Origin of the sequence: Candidatus Merdisoma sp. JLR.KK006 (genome assembly GCF_036941035.1) — a bacterium.
Lineage (GTDB): Bacteria > Bacillota > Clostridia > Lachnospirales > Lachnospiraceae > Laedolimicola.
Genome location: NZ_JAYMNS010000002.1, coordinates 1 through 15,190, shown reverse-complemented (window position 1 = coordinate 15,190; position 15,190 = coordinate 1). Strand labels below are relative to the sequence as shown.

Below are 15,190 nucleotides of genomic sequence, written 5' to 3'. Positions count from 1 at the left end.
GTAGATATCAATAGAGATTTAGTGACACAATGATAGTATAAAGTAGGAGACGAATGAAAATGGTAGATTTCAAAAGAAAATTGTCATCAGGGAAAATTAATAGAAAAACTGAACCACAGGAATTATATAAGACATTAGATAGGAAGAGTGTGGCGGGTCCCTTGCGTCCGGCGCAAGAATATATTCTTAATGAATGGTATCAGAAACATCGCAAAGACAAAGATTTGATAATCAAATTACATACAGGAGAAGGAAAGACATTAATTGGATTATTGATATTACAATCTGTGATTAATTCCAAAGGAGGCCCTTGTTTGTATGTTTGTCCGAACATTTATTTGGTGTCGCAAGTATGTGCCGAAGCTGAAAAGTTTGGGATTCCTTGTTGTACTATCGGAACTGACAAACAAATTCCAGATGAGTTTTTAGCTGGGGAAAAGATACTAATTACACATGCACATAAAATATTTAATGGAAAATCTGTCTTTGGCATTGATAATAATTACATTCATACAGGAACAATTATTTTAGATGATTCCCATGCCTGTGCAGACGTGATAAAAGAGGCGTTTACAATTACTATTACCAAAAAAGATAATGAATCACTTTATCAAAAACTAATATCTTTATTTAATGATGATTTGATTGAGCAGGGCGAAGGAAGTTTTATGGACATTCAATCTGGAGATTATGAAACTTTTATGCCTGTACCATATTGGAGTTGGATGGATAAGAGATTAGAAATATTAAGAATACTATCTGAATTTTCCAGTGAAAACTGTATTCAATATGTATGGCCGCTTATGAGAGACAAAATAAAAGAGTATTGTTGCTATATTTCTGGAAGCGTAATTGAAATATCTCCGTACAATCCTAATGCGGATGTATTTGGATCTTTTTCGAAAGCAAATCATAGGATTCTTATGTCTGCAACCACACAGGATGATGCTTTCTTTGTTAAGGGACTTTCATTCAGTACTGATGCCGTAAAATTTCCATTGGTTAATAGTGAGCAAAAATGGTCTGGCGAAAAGATGATTATATTGCCTTCTCTTATTGATGATGAATGCGACCGAGATTTAGTTGTTACTAAATTTAGCAAAATGGATAACAAGAAATTTGGCATGGTAGCTTTAGTGCCAAATACAAAACGTGCCAATCATTATAAAAATCTGGGGGCAATATGTGTAGACAGAGAAAATATTTTTTCTATTATAGAAAAGCTGAAAAGGAAGGAATTTGGTCATATTGTTGTTATAAATAATCGTTATGATGGCATTGATTTACCAGATGAAAGTTGTCGTATATTAATTATAGATTCTATGCCGTTCTTTAATAGTCTTTCTGATAAATATGAAGAAAAGTGCAGACCTAACAGTGAAATTATTAATAAACGTATAGCGCAAAAGATTGAACAGGGAATGGGACGAGGCGTTCGTGGTGAAAAAGATTATTGTGCTATTTTGGTTATAGGTTCAGATATAGTTAAGTTTATGCGCAGTGTGACCACAAATAAATTTTTTTCTGTTCAAACTCAAAAGCAGATAGATATTGGGCTAGAGATTGCAAAAATGGCTCAAGATGAACAGGATTCTGATGAGGCACCGATTAAACAGGTCATTTCATTGATTAAGCAAATGTTAAGTCGTGATGAAGGATGGAAAGAATATTATACGGTTGAAATGGATTCTATTGAAAACAAAGTTGAAAATACTACAATGTATGAACGCCTGTTAGAAGAATCACGTATTGAAAAATTGTATTGTAATGAGGAATATGAAAAGGCTATTGCAGATATGCAAAAATTTATTGATAATTTACAAAAGGACGAATTAGAGAGGGGATGGTATTTGCAACAACTTGCTAGGTATAATTATCTTGTATATAAAGAAAAGTCTATTCAATTGCAAAAAGCGGCTTTTAAATGCAACACTCAATTATTAAAGCCCAAAACAGGAATCACCTATACAAAAGTTTCATACATACATGAAAATAGATTAAAGCGAATACGTACTTTTTTGGAGAAATATGAAAATTATAATGAATTAGTGCTTGCAGTTGATGTGATATTGGACAATTTTTCTTTCGGAATGGAAGCGGAAAAATTTGAAGATGCCTTAAAAATAATTGGAGAATTATTGGGGTATATAAGTCAGCGTCCTGATAAAGAAATTAGAAAAGGTCCAGACAATTTATGGTGTGGAGCAAATAATCAATATAGCTTCTTTGAATGCAAAAGTGAGGTAGAGGATACCCGTACAGAGATAAGCAAACATGAGGCAGGGCAAATGAATAATCATTGTGCTTGGTTTGAAGAACAATACGGAGCGGAGGCAAATGTAAATCGGTTTTTGATTATTCCGACTAAAAACTTATCTTATTGTGCAGATTTTACACATGAAGTAAGAGTGATACGACGTGGTAAATTGAAATTACTAAAAGACAATATTAAAAGATTTATTAAGGAACTGAAGCCATATGAATTGACAGAAATTTCTGCTTCGACCTTACAACATTTTTTGGATTTGCATAGATTAAATATGTCTGATTTAGTTGAGACATATTCGGAAAGCTATTTTCATAAAAGCAAGTAAGTTGCAAATGGTATTTGAGAAGACGTTTATGAGATCAATTTTGAATTTCCCCAAAACATGGAGGTAAATATGGCAGTGGGAGCTACTAATGTTGGATTTGAAGAAAAGTTATGGCAGGCAGCCGATAAGTTACGCTCTAATATGGATGCGGCAGAATATAAGCATGTGGTCTTAGGGCTTATATTTTTGAAATATGTATCAGATTCTTTTGAGGAAAAGTATCAAGTTTTGTTGGAAGAAGGATATGGTGATGAAGAAGACAGAGATGAGTATTTGGCGGATAATATTTTCTGGGTTCCAAAGGAGGCAAGATGGTCAGAAATCCAAAAACATGCTACCAGTGCGGATATAGGCAGTGTAATTGACCACGCAATGGAAACGATTGAAAATGAAAATAACTCATTAAAAGGCGTTTTGACAAAGAATTATTCAAGAGCAGAACTTGATAAAACACGCTTGGGTGAATTAGTAACTTTGTTTACTAATATAGAGGTTGGTTCAACAGCAGCACAGGAAAGAGATGTTTTGGGGCGTGTGTATGAATATTTTTTGAGTAAGTTTGCGAGTGCGGAAGGCAAGCTAGGGGGAGAATTTTATACGCCATCTTGTATTGTAAGAACTTTGGTGGAGATGATTGAGCCTTTTGAAGGACAGATTTTTGATCCAGCGTGTGGGAGCGGGGGTATGTTTTGCCAGTCAGCCCGATTTGTGAGAGAGCATCAGGGGAATGTCAGAGATATTTCTATTTTTGGACAGGAGAGTAACCCGACAACATGGAAACTGGCAAAGATGAATCTGGCAATCCGTCAATTAGAGGCAAATCTTGGAAAGCATAATGCAGATTCATTCCACGATGACCAGCATAAGACTTTAAAGGCAAATTATATTTTGGCTAATCCGCCGTTTAATGTATCAGATTGGGGCGGGGAAAGGTTACAGGATGATATCCGGTGGAAATATGGGGTTCCACCAGTAGGTAATGCAAATTTTGCATGGTTGCAGCATATGATTCACCATCTGAGTCCAGTGGGTGGAGTATGTGGAACGGTATTAGCAAATGGTTCTTTAAGCTCTAATACATCAAATGAGGGAATTATTAGAAAAAATATGATTATAGGTGATGTTGTTGAGTGTATTGTGGCAATGCCAGGCCAGTTGTTTTATTCTACGGGAATTCCGGTATCCCTTTGGATTTTGCGGAAAGGAAAAACAGAGCAATCCCAAAATAAAGTGCTTTTCATAGATGCAAGAAAATTGGGGCATATGATAGATAGGAAGGTTCGGGAATTATCGGAGGATGATATTAGAAAGATTGCGGATACATACCAGAATTGGAGACAGGGAAAAGAATATGAGGATATTCAGGGATTCTGTAAAGATGCGTCATTAGATGATATAAGGGAGCAAGATTATATCTTAACTCCAGGAAGATATGTTGGAATAGAACAGGAGGAAGATGATGGAGAACCATTTGAAGATAAAATGCAAAGACTTACTTCTGAATTATCACAGATGTTCAAAGAGTCTAATGAACTTCAAGAAGAAATAAAGAATAAACTGGGAGCAATAGGATATGAAATCTGAATGGAGAGAGTATTTGTTAGGAGATTTATATAATTTTTCTTCTGGTTTATCTAAAAATTCAAAAGAGTTTGGATTTGGGAAACCATTTCTTTCATTTAAAACTGTTTTTAACAATTATATTTTACCAGAAGAATTGCCAGATTTAGTGAATTCAAATATAGCTGAACAAGAACGATGCTCCATACTAAAAGGGGATATTTTCTTAACTAGGACAAGTGAGACTCTTGATGAATTAGGTATGAGTTGTGTGGCATTAAGAGATTATCCAGAAGCGACTTTTAATGGTTTTACTAAAAGGCTTAGGCCGAAGGGAAAACAAGTATATCCATTATATGCTGCTTACTATATGAGATCTCCTTATTTTAGAGCAAATATAAATAGTATGGTTTCTATGACTACTAGAGCCAGTTTAAATAACGACATACTATCTCGATTGCCCATTCAATTACCGACTTATGAAGGGCAGGAGAAAATTGGGGATATTCTGTATTCATTTGATAGGAAAATAAAACTAAACAATCGTATAAATGATAATTTGTATGCTCAAACACGAGCAATCACAAAAGACTGGATATCCGAAAGCGCTGGTGACTATGAACTGTCATCCCTTTCAGACATTGCTTCAATTAATCCTGAAACATATTCTCCAAAGGAGGCGTGGAAATATGTTAACTATCTTGATACAAGCAGTATAACTAATGGTTGTATAGCAGAAATCCAATACATTACTACTTCTTCCGAGAAGTTACCGAGTCGTGCAAGACGGAAATTAGCTCCAAATGACATAGTGTTTTCAACTGTACGACCCAACCAAAGACATTTTGGTATCATAAGCGAGCCTCTGCCTAATATGCTTGCTTCAACCGGTTTTGCAGTAATACGGAGCAAGAACCCTTTAGTCTGTAATGAACTCATCTATTTGTGCTTAACCGAAAACGAGTTCATCGAGAAAATGGAACAAATAGCAGAACAAAGTACTTCTACTTTTCCGTCGATAAAACCATCTGACTTAGGCGTATGTGAAATACCTTGTCCAAAAGATGATTCGTCTATGAGTTTAACCGAGACGTTGAAATCTATGTTTGCGCTTATTGCTGCTAATCAACGAGAAAATACCTATTTGGCTGATATGCGCGATGTTCTGCTACCTAAACTAATGTCTGGCGAGATTGATATTTCCAGTATTCAGTTCTAAGTTGCTAAATTATTGTTTTCATATGTTGGTGATATTTATTCTAGGAATAAGAAAATTTTAGAGGAAAGATGATTGTCATAATGAAAAATATATTCATACGATTTACAAATTGGGTAAAACTTCGTATTTACGAAATATTGTATATTTTGTTACTAATGATTCTTTCAGGCTATATTGTGATTAATTGGGATAAATGTATTGCAATGAAATTTTTTGAACAATTTGATGGGAATAATATTTTATTTCTTATCTGGATAGTGTTGCTTATATTGCCATTTTATGATGTAGAAGCAAAGGGATGGAAATTTCGTAGAAAGGGGATAGAAGATACAAGAAAGCAGTTTGAAAATGCCGAGAATACATTTAGGCAGAATCAGATAAATAATTTAAGAGATGATATACAAACTCAAAATTCAGAGAAAATAGATGGGGGTGGCAGTCAATGATAAATTATCAAAGTAAACAAATTGTGATTGACGCATTGATTAAAGTGATTAATGCTGCACCTGGTTTATATTCTCAAAGAAAATACTTGTATCCCCAAACATATCAAAGTAGTGATGTGTCTATGCAAGAATTTAATATATGGATGGATTATGCTAACCAAATACTTGATATCTCGTATAATCATATTGGGTATAATGCTATTTTAACAACCAAAATAACAATAGGACAACTATCATCCCAATATGGAGTATCTTTTATGCAGCGTGTGGATCAAATCAAACAAGAACTTCTTAACTTAGCGCAACTAATTTTGCAGTACTAATAGTATTACGGGATGCTTTTTATATCGGATTATTGAGAAAGTAGAAATGATGAATTTATGAAAGTTAATGGTTTGATACTAAAACTATTGGAGCAATAAGTTAAACGACCAATACTTAATTTTATTGATATGGGTTCATATAATGAAAGACTAGATTACAAGAGAGAAGGAAACAAATGAAATGACAATATGTGAAAATACTCTGGAACAAGTGATTATTTCAGAGCTTCATCAAAAAGGATATAATAGTTTATATGGTCCTGATATTGACAGAGATTATCATGAAGTCATTCTAAAAGATTATTTTGGAGAAGCTATCCATGGGATTAATCCTGGAATCGATGAAGGAATTATTGCAGAAACTTACAGAACGATAAAGGATTTTGGTTTATTGAAATTGGAAGATATGAATGCTTCTTTTCATAAGTATCTGGTTGAAGGTGTCCCGGTTAATTATCGTATGCGTGGGGAGTTACGTACTTATACGGTAAAGCTGATTGATTTTGAAAATCCGGAGAAAAATGAATTTCATGTTGTCAATCAATATACTGTGATTGGGTATAAAAATAAGCGGCCGGATGTACTGGTGTTTGTGAATGGTATTCCTTTGGTGTTGTTTGAACTGAAAAATATCACCAACGAAGATGCTACGATTGAAAACGCATATAAGCAGGTCAAAAACTACCAAATGGACATACCATCTTTGTTTTACTACAATGCTTTTAATGTAATCAGTGACGGCCTGGATACCCGCATGGGAACTATTACATCCGATTTTACCCGGTATATGGTGTGGAAATCTGAAAATGGAGAAAAACCGGAAGAGGGAGGGCTTAATTATTTTTCGGTTCTTTTGAATGGCGTATTTCCGAAGGCAAGGCTTTTAGACCTGATACGGAATTTTATTGTTTTTCAGAATAGCAAGGGCAGGACAATCAAAATCATTGCCGGATACCATCAGTATTTTGCGGTGAGAAAAGCGGTGGAGCGTACAAGGAATGCCCTGGAGGAACACAGCAGAAAAGTTGGTGTGGTATGGCATACGCAGGGCAGCGGGAAGAGTCTGTCAATGGTTTTCTATACGGGATGCATTGTCAGCAATCCGGAGTTTAATAATCCTACAATTGTAGTGTTGACGGACAGAAATGATTTGGATAATCAGCTTTTTGATACGTTTTGTTCCAGTTCCAAGCTGTTGCTACGGCAGACACCGAAGCAGGCAAAGAGCCGGGAGAATTTGAAAGAACTGCTAAGGGTAAAGGCTGGCGGCATTATTTTTACTACGATTCAGAAATTTGAGGAAAGCAGTGAAATATTGAGTGAGCGGAGCAATATCATATTTATGGCAGATGAGGCGCATCGCTCTCAATATGGCTTGGAGGGGAAGCTGGACAGAGAAACAGGCGAGTGGAAATATGGTATGGCAAAGTATATGAGGGATTCCCTGCCGAACGCCACATTTATCGGATTTACCGGGACACCCATTGATTTTGATGACAGGTCAACAGTGGAAGTTTTCGGGGAATATATTGATATTTATGATATGACGCAGGCGGTAGAGGACGGGGCAACCGTGCCGATTTATTATGAAAACCGGACTGCGAAGATCAAGCTGAATGAGGAACTGCTGAAAAAGATAGATGCGGAATATGAAAAAATGGCAGACGAGGCATCAGAGACAGCGATTGAAAAATCAAAGTCAGATTTGTCTACCATTGAAGCAATCATAGGTTCCAAGGAAAGGCTGAACCTCCTGGCAGATGATATTATTGCCCACTATGAGGACCGGCAGTATGTGCTTACGGGGAAGGCAATGATTGTATGTATGAGCCGGCGTATTGCAATTAATCTCTATCGGATTATTCTGGAAAAGCGGCCGGAATGGAAACAGAAGGTAAAGGTGGTTCTGACTTCCAGCAATCAGGATGATGAAGATTGGCATGATATTATTGGAAATAAAGCGTATCGGGATGGATTGATGCTGGAATTTAAAGATGATGCCAATGAGTTTAAAATAGCAATCGTGGTGGATATGTGGCTGACGGGCTTTGATGTTCCTTCCATGGCGACTATGTATATTGACAAGCCGATGAAAGGGCATACTCTGATGCAGGCAATCGCCCGTGTCAACCGTGTGTATAAAGATAAAGAAGCAGGGCTGATTGTTGACTACATAGGTATGGCGGCAGAGTTGAAGAGCGCGTTAAGCCAGTATACCAAACGTGACCAAGATAAGATTCCAGATTTAGGGCAGGCATTATCCATAGCATTGGAGAAGCTGGAAATCATGCGGGATATGTTCTATGGATTTGATTATTCTGATTTTTTTGGACAAGACGATTCTGTGCGCCTTGCAGCGATAGCAAACGGAGTCAATTTTGCCCTTGGAATGGAAGAAGATGAACAGAAAAGTTTTATCCGTGAAGCTACAGCACTTAGCCAGGCAGAAACACTCTGCCGGAGTATGCTTGATGTCAGAATAAAGCAGGAAATCGAATTTTTTAAATGTGTAAAAGCAGGAATCTGTAAGACTGCCGGGAGGATGGGGATTACAACAAATGAGATAAACGCAAGGATTATGAAATTGTTGGAGCAGGCGATTGAGCAGGATGGCGTTTACAATATCTTTGCGGAGGCAGGGAAAAAGAATCCGGAGATTTCAATTTTATCGGAGGAATACATGGAGAAAATCCGCAGGATGAAGCACAAGAATATTGCTGCGGAGATGCTGCGGAAACTGCTGGAGGATAACATCCGTGTATTTGCAAGGACCGGGGTTGTGAAATCACAGCTTTTTTCGGAGAAGATGCAGAAATTATTAAAGATGTACAATAATAGGTTGATTACAAGTGCGGAGGTGATTGAGGAATTATTGAATCTGTCAAAAGAAATGACAGAGGCTTATCATGCCGGGAATGAAAAAGGGTTGTCAACAGAGGAACTGGCTTTTTATGATGCGCTGGTGGCAGATCCCGAAGTCCTTAGAAAGATGCAGGATAAAGTTTTGGTGGAAATGGCACAAGAATTGACAGAATTAATCCGCAGGAGCAGGACGGTTGACTGGGATAAAAAGGAATCTGCCCGTGCTTATATGAGAACGCAGGTAAAACATCTTTTAAGAAAGTATAAGTATCCTCCGGAGAAAGCCAAGGGAGCGGTTGATATTGTAATTAAACAGGCAGAGTTGATGAGCAGCAATATAAAGCCGAAAGTCACAGTCTATGATTTCCAGGCAAGAACGGAGCTTTCGATGGTGGCGGAGGATTCAGTGCCATATGATGTGAACCCCAAACAGTGACTTGTAGAGGGTTATTAATTTGAGAAAGATATATAGGAATGTCAGGGAGGAACAGTCAGGCTATTCTGGCTGTTTTTCTTTGCGTTATTTTATGTTTGTGACTATGAAATGTTTTTCGGGGAATACTTTATATACATGGTAGATTATGGAAAGTGGGATTGCATCGTAACAGACAGGCCCAGGGCAGATTGCATTAGTACATGAAAAGTCATGAATACGAGCGGTGCTGCCAGGAAGGAGAGACGATGCCTGACCCTTTGCTTTCATCATCCGGAAAAAGGCTGATGAGCATACGAATAATCGCCAATGAAGAAAATAGCATTGCGTTCCTAAATTTTTGTTATGGATACTACAGCATAAGTAAGAACCAATTCATACGTCCGCCGGGGCGTTCCCCGTGTGGAGAGAAATTTTTTGAAGACTGCAAAAAGCTGAACTCCGGCTTTTTGCGGTCTTTTTTAGTGTTTAAGGAAATGGCAGCAGGATTTTCCTGGCTTTACCGCAGGGTAAAGAAAGGAAAGCCGTATGTCAAAACGGAAAATCAAGATCCGGTCCGGAAAGGAAGAAGTGTGGATGGAGGTTACAGAAGAGGAATATAGGAAGTATTATCGCCCATGGTGGCAGGAGAAAAAGAGGGAGCAGAGGAATAGGGCGGCAATGGAGGAAAAGGGGTATACGGAAGAATCCTATGAGGAATGGAAAGAGAACGATATGAGGACGGAGCTTTTTGCGGAGAGCATGGAGGAACTGATGGAGAAGAAAGCTCTGCTGTATGTATTGGAAGAGGCTCTGTCCGGTCTGATGCCGGAGGAAAGGGATCTGGCGGAGAAAGTGTTCGGGGAAGAAATGCAGGTCAGCGAATTTGCAAGGTTAAAGGGTGAGAGCAGGACAACGGTTTCTTCCAGAAAGCAGAGGGTGTTGGAGAAACTGCGTCGTTTTTTCAGTGATAAGGGATTTCAGATAAGAAAGTGACAGTGTTTGACAAGATAATCGGTGTTTGTCGAACGGTTTTTAAAAAACTTTTTAATTTTCATCGTCACATTTCGGAAAAGTGTCATTACGACAGTGAAGGGGATAGGTTTACTGTCCCGGAAAGGAGGATGGCATTTATGCAGAATGCGGCGGAGCTTATCGGTATCCTGCAGGCGATCAGCATTGTGGCTAAGAGCCTGGCAGTGAAGCTGATGCAGATCGAGAAGGATATGCAGGCGTATGAAGCCGGTACGGCGGCAGTGGCCGGAAGGCGGAAAGCAAAGAAAGGATGGAAGTGGTGATGCGTAAGAAGGGGATTACTTAACTTAAAGATAGTATATACATACAGCCTGCTGACACATTGCTTGCAGATGCCCCGCAGAAACCAAACCATACAGAAAAGGAGTTTTTGCATATGAAGTCAATATTTGAACAGTTAGGCGGCACATATCACGAAGAAAATGGGTATCTTATTCCAGATTTAATATTACCCAACGAAGAAGAACAGCCGATAGGCACATGGGGACAGCGGCATCAGGATTATCTGAAACAGTACCACAAGGTTACATACACCAATCTTCTCACAAGTGGCAGACTGAACTCCTATCTAGCCGTCATTGACAGGCAGGCGCAGGAACGCTTTGAAAGGCTTATAGAGAGCATGAAACAGGCACAGGACATAACGGAACGGCTAAAGGAAGAAAATGCCATAGAGTGGACAGGCAAAATAAATAATATAAGGGCTTGTGCGAGGGAAATTGTGAACGGAGAAATTATTTTTATATAATCAGAATTGGCGGCAGGGAATATAATTCTTTGCCGCCTTTCAAATGGAGTAACTATATTATGAAATTAGCTTGTGAAATATATTGCTGATTCTTATCCAGCAAATGTTTTAGGGTTTTCAGTCCTGTTTCCAATTGTTGTAAGGAATCAGGGGAACAGGTTGCAATTCTTATAGCTGTGGATTCAGCTTTGCCAACGGTAAAACGGTCAGAACAGAAGATATGAATGCCATTGTCTGTTGCCTGCATTTCCAACTGATAACCGTTATAATGGGCAGGCAGGGGCAGCCATTGGAAGAAGCTGTATTCATTCGGGCAGATGCTGTCTGGAAAGTATTTTTTATATATCCTGTTCCGTTCTTTTGCCTGTCTTTTTTTCTGCCCTATGATTCTGCCTGCATTGCCGCTTGCAATTAATTCGCTTATAATTTCTGCGTTAAGCAGCGGTATTTTCAAATTTACATTATTAGCCGTTTCAAGAAAGGTTTGTCTTAAGCAATCAGGGATAACCATATATGCGCATCTTAAGCCTGCTGAAAGTGATTTTGACAGGCTGTGCAGGTAAATGGTATTATCTGGTATCAATGTCTGAATCGGTTCTCCTGTATCATTTGCAATAAATCCATAAGCGTCATCTTCCATTAAAATCAGATGGTATTGCTGTATGAGGCTGGCAATTTTCCTTTTTCGTTCCATTGACATGACAGTTCCTGTCGGATTATTGCAGGACGGCATTAGGAAGATTCCTTTTATATCCATTATCCTGCACTGCTTTTCCACTAGGTCGGGTATCATTCCATCCTCATCTGCGGCTACTGATATCAACTGGACATTTAACTGTCTGGCTAAGCCGATAAAATTGGAATAAGTGTAAGAATCAGTTAGGATTTTATCTCCAGAGTGGAAAAGAGCCAAAAATACAATCGTCAGGGCATTTTGAGTTCCTGCCGTCAGCATGATGTTTTCAGGCTCTGTTTCTATATGGAAAGATTTCAGCCATTTTATGGCGGTCTGTTTGTGCTTGTAAGATTCCGATATGCTGTCAAATTCAAAAAGATACTGGGAAGTATTGCGTTGTATGGTTTTTTGCGCAATATCAGCGACAATCTTATTATACTGGTAAAAAGGTCTGATTATGCCCAGTTCTACGCACCCGTTATTTGCCTTATGTAAAAAAGGGATGGCGGCATTTGGGGATACAAATGTGCCTTGCCCTATATTGGCATAGATTAGCCCCTTATTTTCACAAATCTTGAATGCACGGGTTATTGTGCTTAGGTTCAAATCAAGAAAGTCTGCTAATTCCCTTTGGGGCGGCAGTTTTGTATTTCCAGCCAGTTTGCCGCTTTGGATATCCTGTTCCAAAAGTTCCGCAATAGATATATAAATTGGTGATTTTAATTTTTCTTTATCGGGTATCCATGGCATTGGGTAATTTTCAAAAGAATTAACTGGCAAGCTTTTTCCCTCCCTGCTCAAAATTGTCTTACATACAATATTAGCATTGAAAACATACAAAGTCAAGAATATAATCTATATTGTATGTATTGTGTGCAAACAATACCATGCAACAAAAAGGAATAAATTTTATTTTAGTAGGAAAGAGGTTACGAAATGAAGGATTTAACGAGAGAACATGAGTTAAAGACAATATTTTTATTTTCACTGCCAATTTTGGTCGGCAATCTATTCCAGCAACTATATAATCTTGCGGATACGGTTATTGTAGGTAATTTTTTGGGGAAAGAATGTCTGGCGGCGGTAGGGTTCAGTTTTCAGATACACTATCTGCTGATTGCCCTTTCTATGGGCATTTCAATGGGGGCAAGCATATTGGTTTCACGTTATTTTGGCAGTAAGGACATGGAATCTGCGAAAAAAGTTATGGATACGGGATTTGCTTTCTGCTTTTGCCTCAGTTTGATAATTGCTGCTTTGGGCATATGTTTTTCCTATCAGATTCTGCTTGTCTTCCGAGTGCCGTCCGCTTTGCTTGAAGCGGCTGACATATATCTTAAAATTATGTTTATCGGCGTTATCCCCACGTTTGCATATAACGCGCTTACAAATATTCTTCGCGGGATGGGGGATTCAAAAACACCTACATATATTCTGATAGTGGCAGCGCTTCTGAATATTGTGCTTGATATATTGTTCATTAAGGCATTCGGAATGGGTGTGGCAGGGGCGGCATTTGCGACTGTGTTATCGCAGCTTTTGTCATTTATCGTTTGTATGGTATATATGAAAATACATTATCGCAGCTTGTTTATTAATGTATTGCATTTACAGTTTGACAAGGCAGAATTAAAAAAGAGCTTGAAGATAGGTACGCCCGCCATGATACAGCAAGTATTTGTGAGTGTGGGATTTATGTCATTGCAGTTTCTGATTAATGGGTTTGGCACGGATTGCATGGCGGCATATACTGCCGCATCTAAGGTAGATGCTTTTGCAGAAATGCCCGCCTTGAACTTAGGGCAGGCTATGACTAATTTTACTGCCCAGAATTTAGGGGCAAAAAGGAAAGACAGGGTATTGAAAGGCGGGAAATACGCATTGGTTATGGGGATTGCAGTATCAGCGTGTATTTCTGTTGTCATTGTATTGTTTCCGTCTGTATTTATATCAATATTCAATAGGGATACGTCTGTTTTAGATATTGGCAACAGCTATCTGAAGATTGTGCCTGCTTTTTATATTATCTTTGCAGCCATGCAGGTATTAAACGGATTGCTTTTGGGGTATGGAAAATCATTTGTGCCGATGATTGCTTCCATATGTTCCCTGTGCTGTCTTCAAGTGCCTGTCGCTATTATTTTGTCTGGCACAAAGCTTGGTTATAATGGAATTTGGATAGCCGCTCCAATCGGCTGGTTTGGAGGGCTATTAATCCGCGCAATTTATTTTTATCATGTCAGCAAAAAAGAAAAACAATAAAAATATACATAAAGAATTTTACCAAACTTGAATCAATGGATAAAAAATTAATGTGGCAATTTAAGCAACAGCTATCTGCAAAAAAACAAATTTGTGTTGAGGATAAAAAGAAGATGGATAGCTATTGCTTATTGCCTGCATTTCATTCATAGCATGGATGTTCACCATATAAAAAAACGGCGTGTGGTGGGCGGTATTGCTATGCCCTAAAAAACTTAACAGACACTCTCCAGACCTGTTTTTGAAGTTTGGAGGGTTTTTTATGTTCTTTTTTCGGGCGGTAATCTATCTGCTCATGCAACACAGAATTTATCCGTACATAGCATATCGGGGAATAGCAGGAAGCCAGTTAAAAAAATCCCTGCCCATGCAACGCTACTTCTTGCCATGCAACCAGAAGTATAATCTCCACTTAACAGAATATGTATCTCCTATAACCGTAGAGGTCACCGAGCCTTTGCGGTTTTTCTTTTGTCGTTTTTTATCGGAATGTGCCGCAGGGCTGTTTCTGCTGTTGGCTGCCGTTCGCCTCCTATCCAATCTGGTTTTTAGCATTTTCAAAAATTTCAGATTGGAGGAAAAAAGAATGGCATACAACAACGGACGGGAGAACAGGAAATGGCTTATCTGGAAAGAAGCCGAGGAAAAAATATTACGGGAGCATGGAGTTGATGAAACCACCATTGAACAAATCCGCACAGACGACAGGGCAGACTTCAATTCCAACAGGCGGTTTTACCATTGGACAAGCGACTTTGGCGAATACCTTGAGGGAATGGCAGACAGGGAGCGGAATGCCGAGGTAAAGACCGTTGCTGATTTACTGGATGAGATTGAGGACGAAACTCTGTATCGGGCATTGCTTACGGTGGACAGGCGTACCCTGCAAATCATCCTGCTGAAAATGCAGGGCTATTCCACAAAGGAAATTGCACCGCTTGTTGGATTGACAACAGGGGCTATTTATGCACGATTAGACCATCTGCGGAAAAAGTTGCGGAAGATTTTATAACCAACTAATAAAGACAGCTTTTTGACGGGTTATTGGGTGGG

The 15,190-nt window shown here is 38.6% G+C and carries 12 protein-coding genes; 11 read left to right on the top strand and 1 reads right to left on the bottom strand.

All coding sequences use genetic code 11. From position 1 onward, the window contains the following. Positions 1 to 59: 59 nt before the first annotated feature. The 9 genes from VSQ61_RS01725 to VSQ61_RS01685 all read left to right on the top strand — a co-directional run bounded on the left by VSQ61_RS01725 (position 60) and on the right by VSQ61_RS01685 (position 11,199). On the top strand, positions 60 to 2,594 hold the full coding sequence (locus VSQ61_RS01725; RefSeq protein WP_334342704.1) for a DEAD/DEAH box helicase: 2,535 nt from the start codon (positions 60 to 62) through the stop codon (positions 2,592 to 2,594). Between the two features lie 69 nt (positions 2,595 to 2,663). Next, complete coding sequence (locus VSQ61_RS01720) at positions 2,664 to 4,178, top strand: type I restriction-modification system subunit M (RefSeq protein WP_334342703.1); 1,515 nt, start codon at positions 2,664 to 2,666, stop codon at positions 4,176 to 4,178. Continuing rightward, complete coding sequence (locus tag VSQ61_RS01715) at positions 4,168 to 5,373, top strand: restriction endonuclease subunit S (protein ID WP_334342702.1); 1,206 nt, start codon at positions 4,168 to 4,170, stop codon at positions 5,371 to 5,373. The genes VSQ61_RS01720 and VSQ61_RS01715 overlap by 11 nt, the downstream gene beginning before the upstream one ends. A 68-nt stretch (positions 5,374 to 5,441) precedes the next feature. Continuing rightward, positions 5,442 to 5,819, top strand: coding sequence for a hypothetical protein (locus VSQ61_RS01710; protein WP_334342701.1), 378 nt, complete (start codon positions 5,442 to 5,444; stop codon positions 5,817 to 5,819). Further along, positions 5,816 to 6,142 carry a hypothetical protein gene (locus VSQ61_RS01705; protein ID WP_334342700.1) on the top strand — a complete coding sequence of 109 codons (327 nt, stop codon included), beginning with the start codon at positions 5,816 to 5,818 and terminating at the stop codon, positions 6,140 to 6,142. Before VSQ61_RS01710 ends, VSQ61_RS01705 begins: the two co-directional genes overlap by 4 nt. 181 nt (positions 6,143 to 6,323) lie before the next feature. Then, positions 6,324 to 9,440 carry a type I restriction endonuclease subunit R gene (locus VSQ61_RS01700; RefSeq protein ID WP_334342699.1) on the top strand — a complete coding sequence of 1,039 codons (3,117 nt, stop codon included), beginning with the start codon at positions 6,324 to 6,326 and terminating at the stop codon, positions 9,438 to 9,440. A gap of 525 nt (positions 9,441 to 9,965) precedes the next feature. After that, positions 9,966 to 10,412 carry a sigma factor-like helix-turn-helix DNA-binding protein gene (locus VSQ61_RS01695; protein ID WP_334342698.1) on the top strand — a complete coding sequence of 149 codons (447 nt, stop codon included), beginning with the start codon at positions 9,966 to 9,968 and terminating at the stop codon, positions 10,410 to 10,412. A gap of 137 nt (positions 10,413 to 10,549) precedes the next feature. Beyond that, entirely contained in the window at positions 10,550 to 10,714 is a 165-nt protein-coding gene (locus tag VSQ61_RS01690; RefSeq protein WP_334342697.1) for a hypothetical protein, read from the top strand. A 113-nt stretch (positions 10,715 to 10,827) separates the two neighbouring features. Further along, positions 10,828 to 11,199 (top strand): TnpV protein, encoded by a 372-nt coding sequence (locus VSQ61_RS01685; protein WP_016213431.1) that lies wholly within the window; start codon positions 10,828 to 10,830, stop codon positions 11,197 to 11,199. A gap of 52 nt (positions 11,200 to 11,251) precedes the next feature. Here VSQ61_RS01685 and VSQ61_RS01680 read toward each other — a convergent pair whose 3' ends face one another. Then, positions 11,252 to 12,721 carry an aminotransferase-like domain-containing protein gene (locus VSQ61_RS01680; RefSeq protein WP_334342696.1) on the bottom strand — a complete coding sequence of 490 codons (1,470 nt, stop codon included), beginning with the start codon at positions 12,719 to 12,721 and terminating at the stop codon, positions 11,252 to 11,254. A gap of 90 nt (positions 12,722 to 12,811) precedes the next feature. Between VSQ61_RS01680 and VSQ61_RS01675 the strand changes: the two genes are divergently transcribed. Together VSQ61_RS01675 and VSQ61_RS01670 are read left to right on the top strand one after the other, a co-directional pair. After that, positions 12,812 to 14,137, top strand: a complete 1,326-nt coding sequence (locus VSQ61_RS01675) for an MATE family efflux transporter (RefSeq protein ID WP_120391730.1) — start codon at positions 12,812 to 12,814, stop codon at positions 14,135 to 14,137. A gap of 586 nt (positions 14,138 to 14,723) precedes the next feature. Then, the gene (locus tag VSQ61_RS01670) at positions 14,724 to 15,149 is read left to right on the top strand and encodes an RNA polymerase sigma factor (protein WP_016213427.1); all 426 of its coding nucleotides are present in this window, start codon (positions 14,724 to 14,726) and stop codon (positions 15,147 to 15,149) included. Positions 15,150 to 15,190 lie beyond the last annotated feature (41 nt).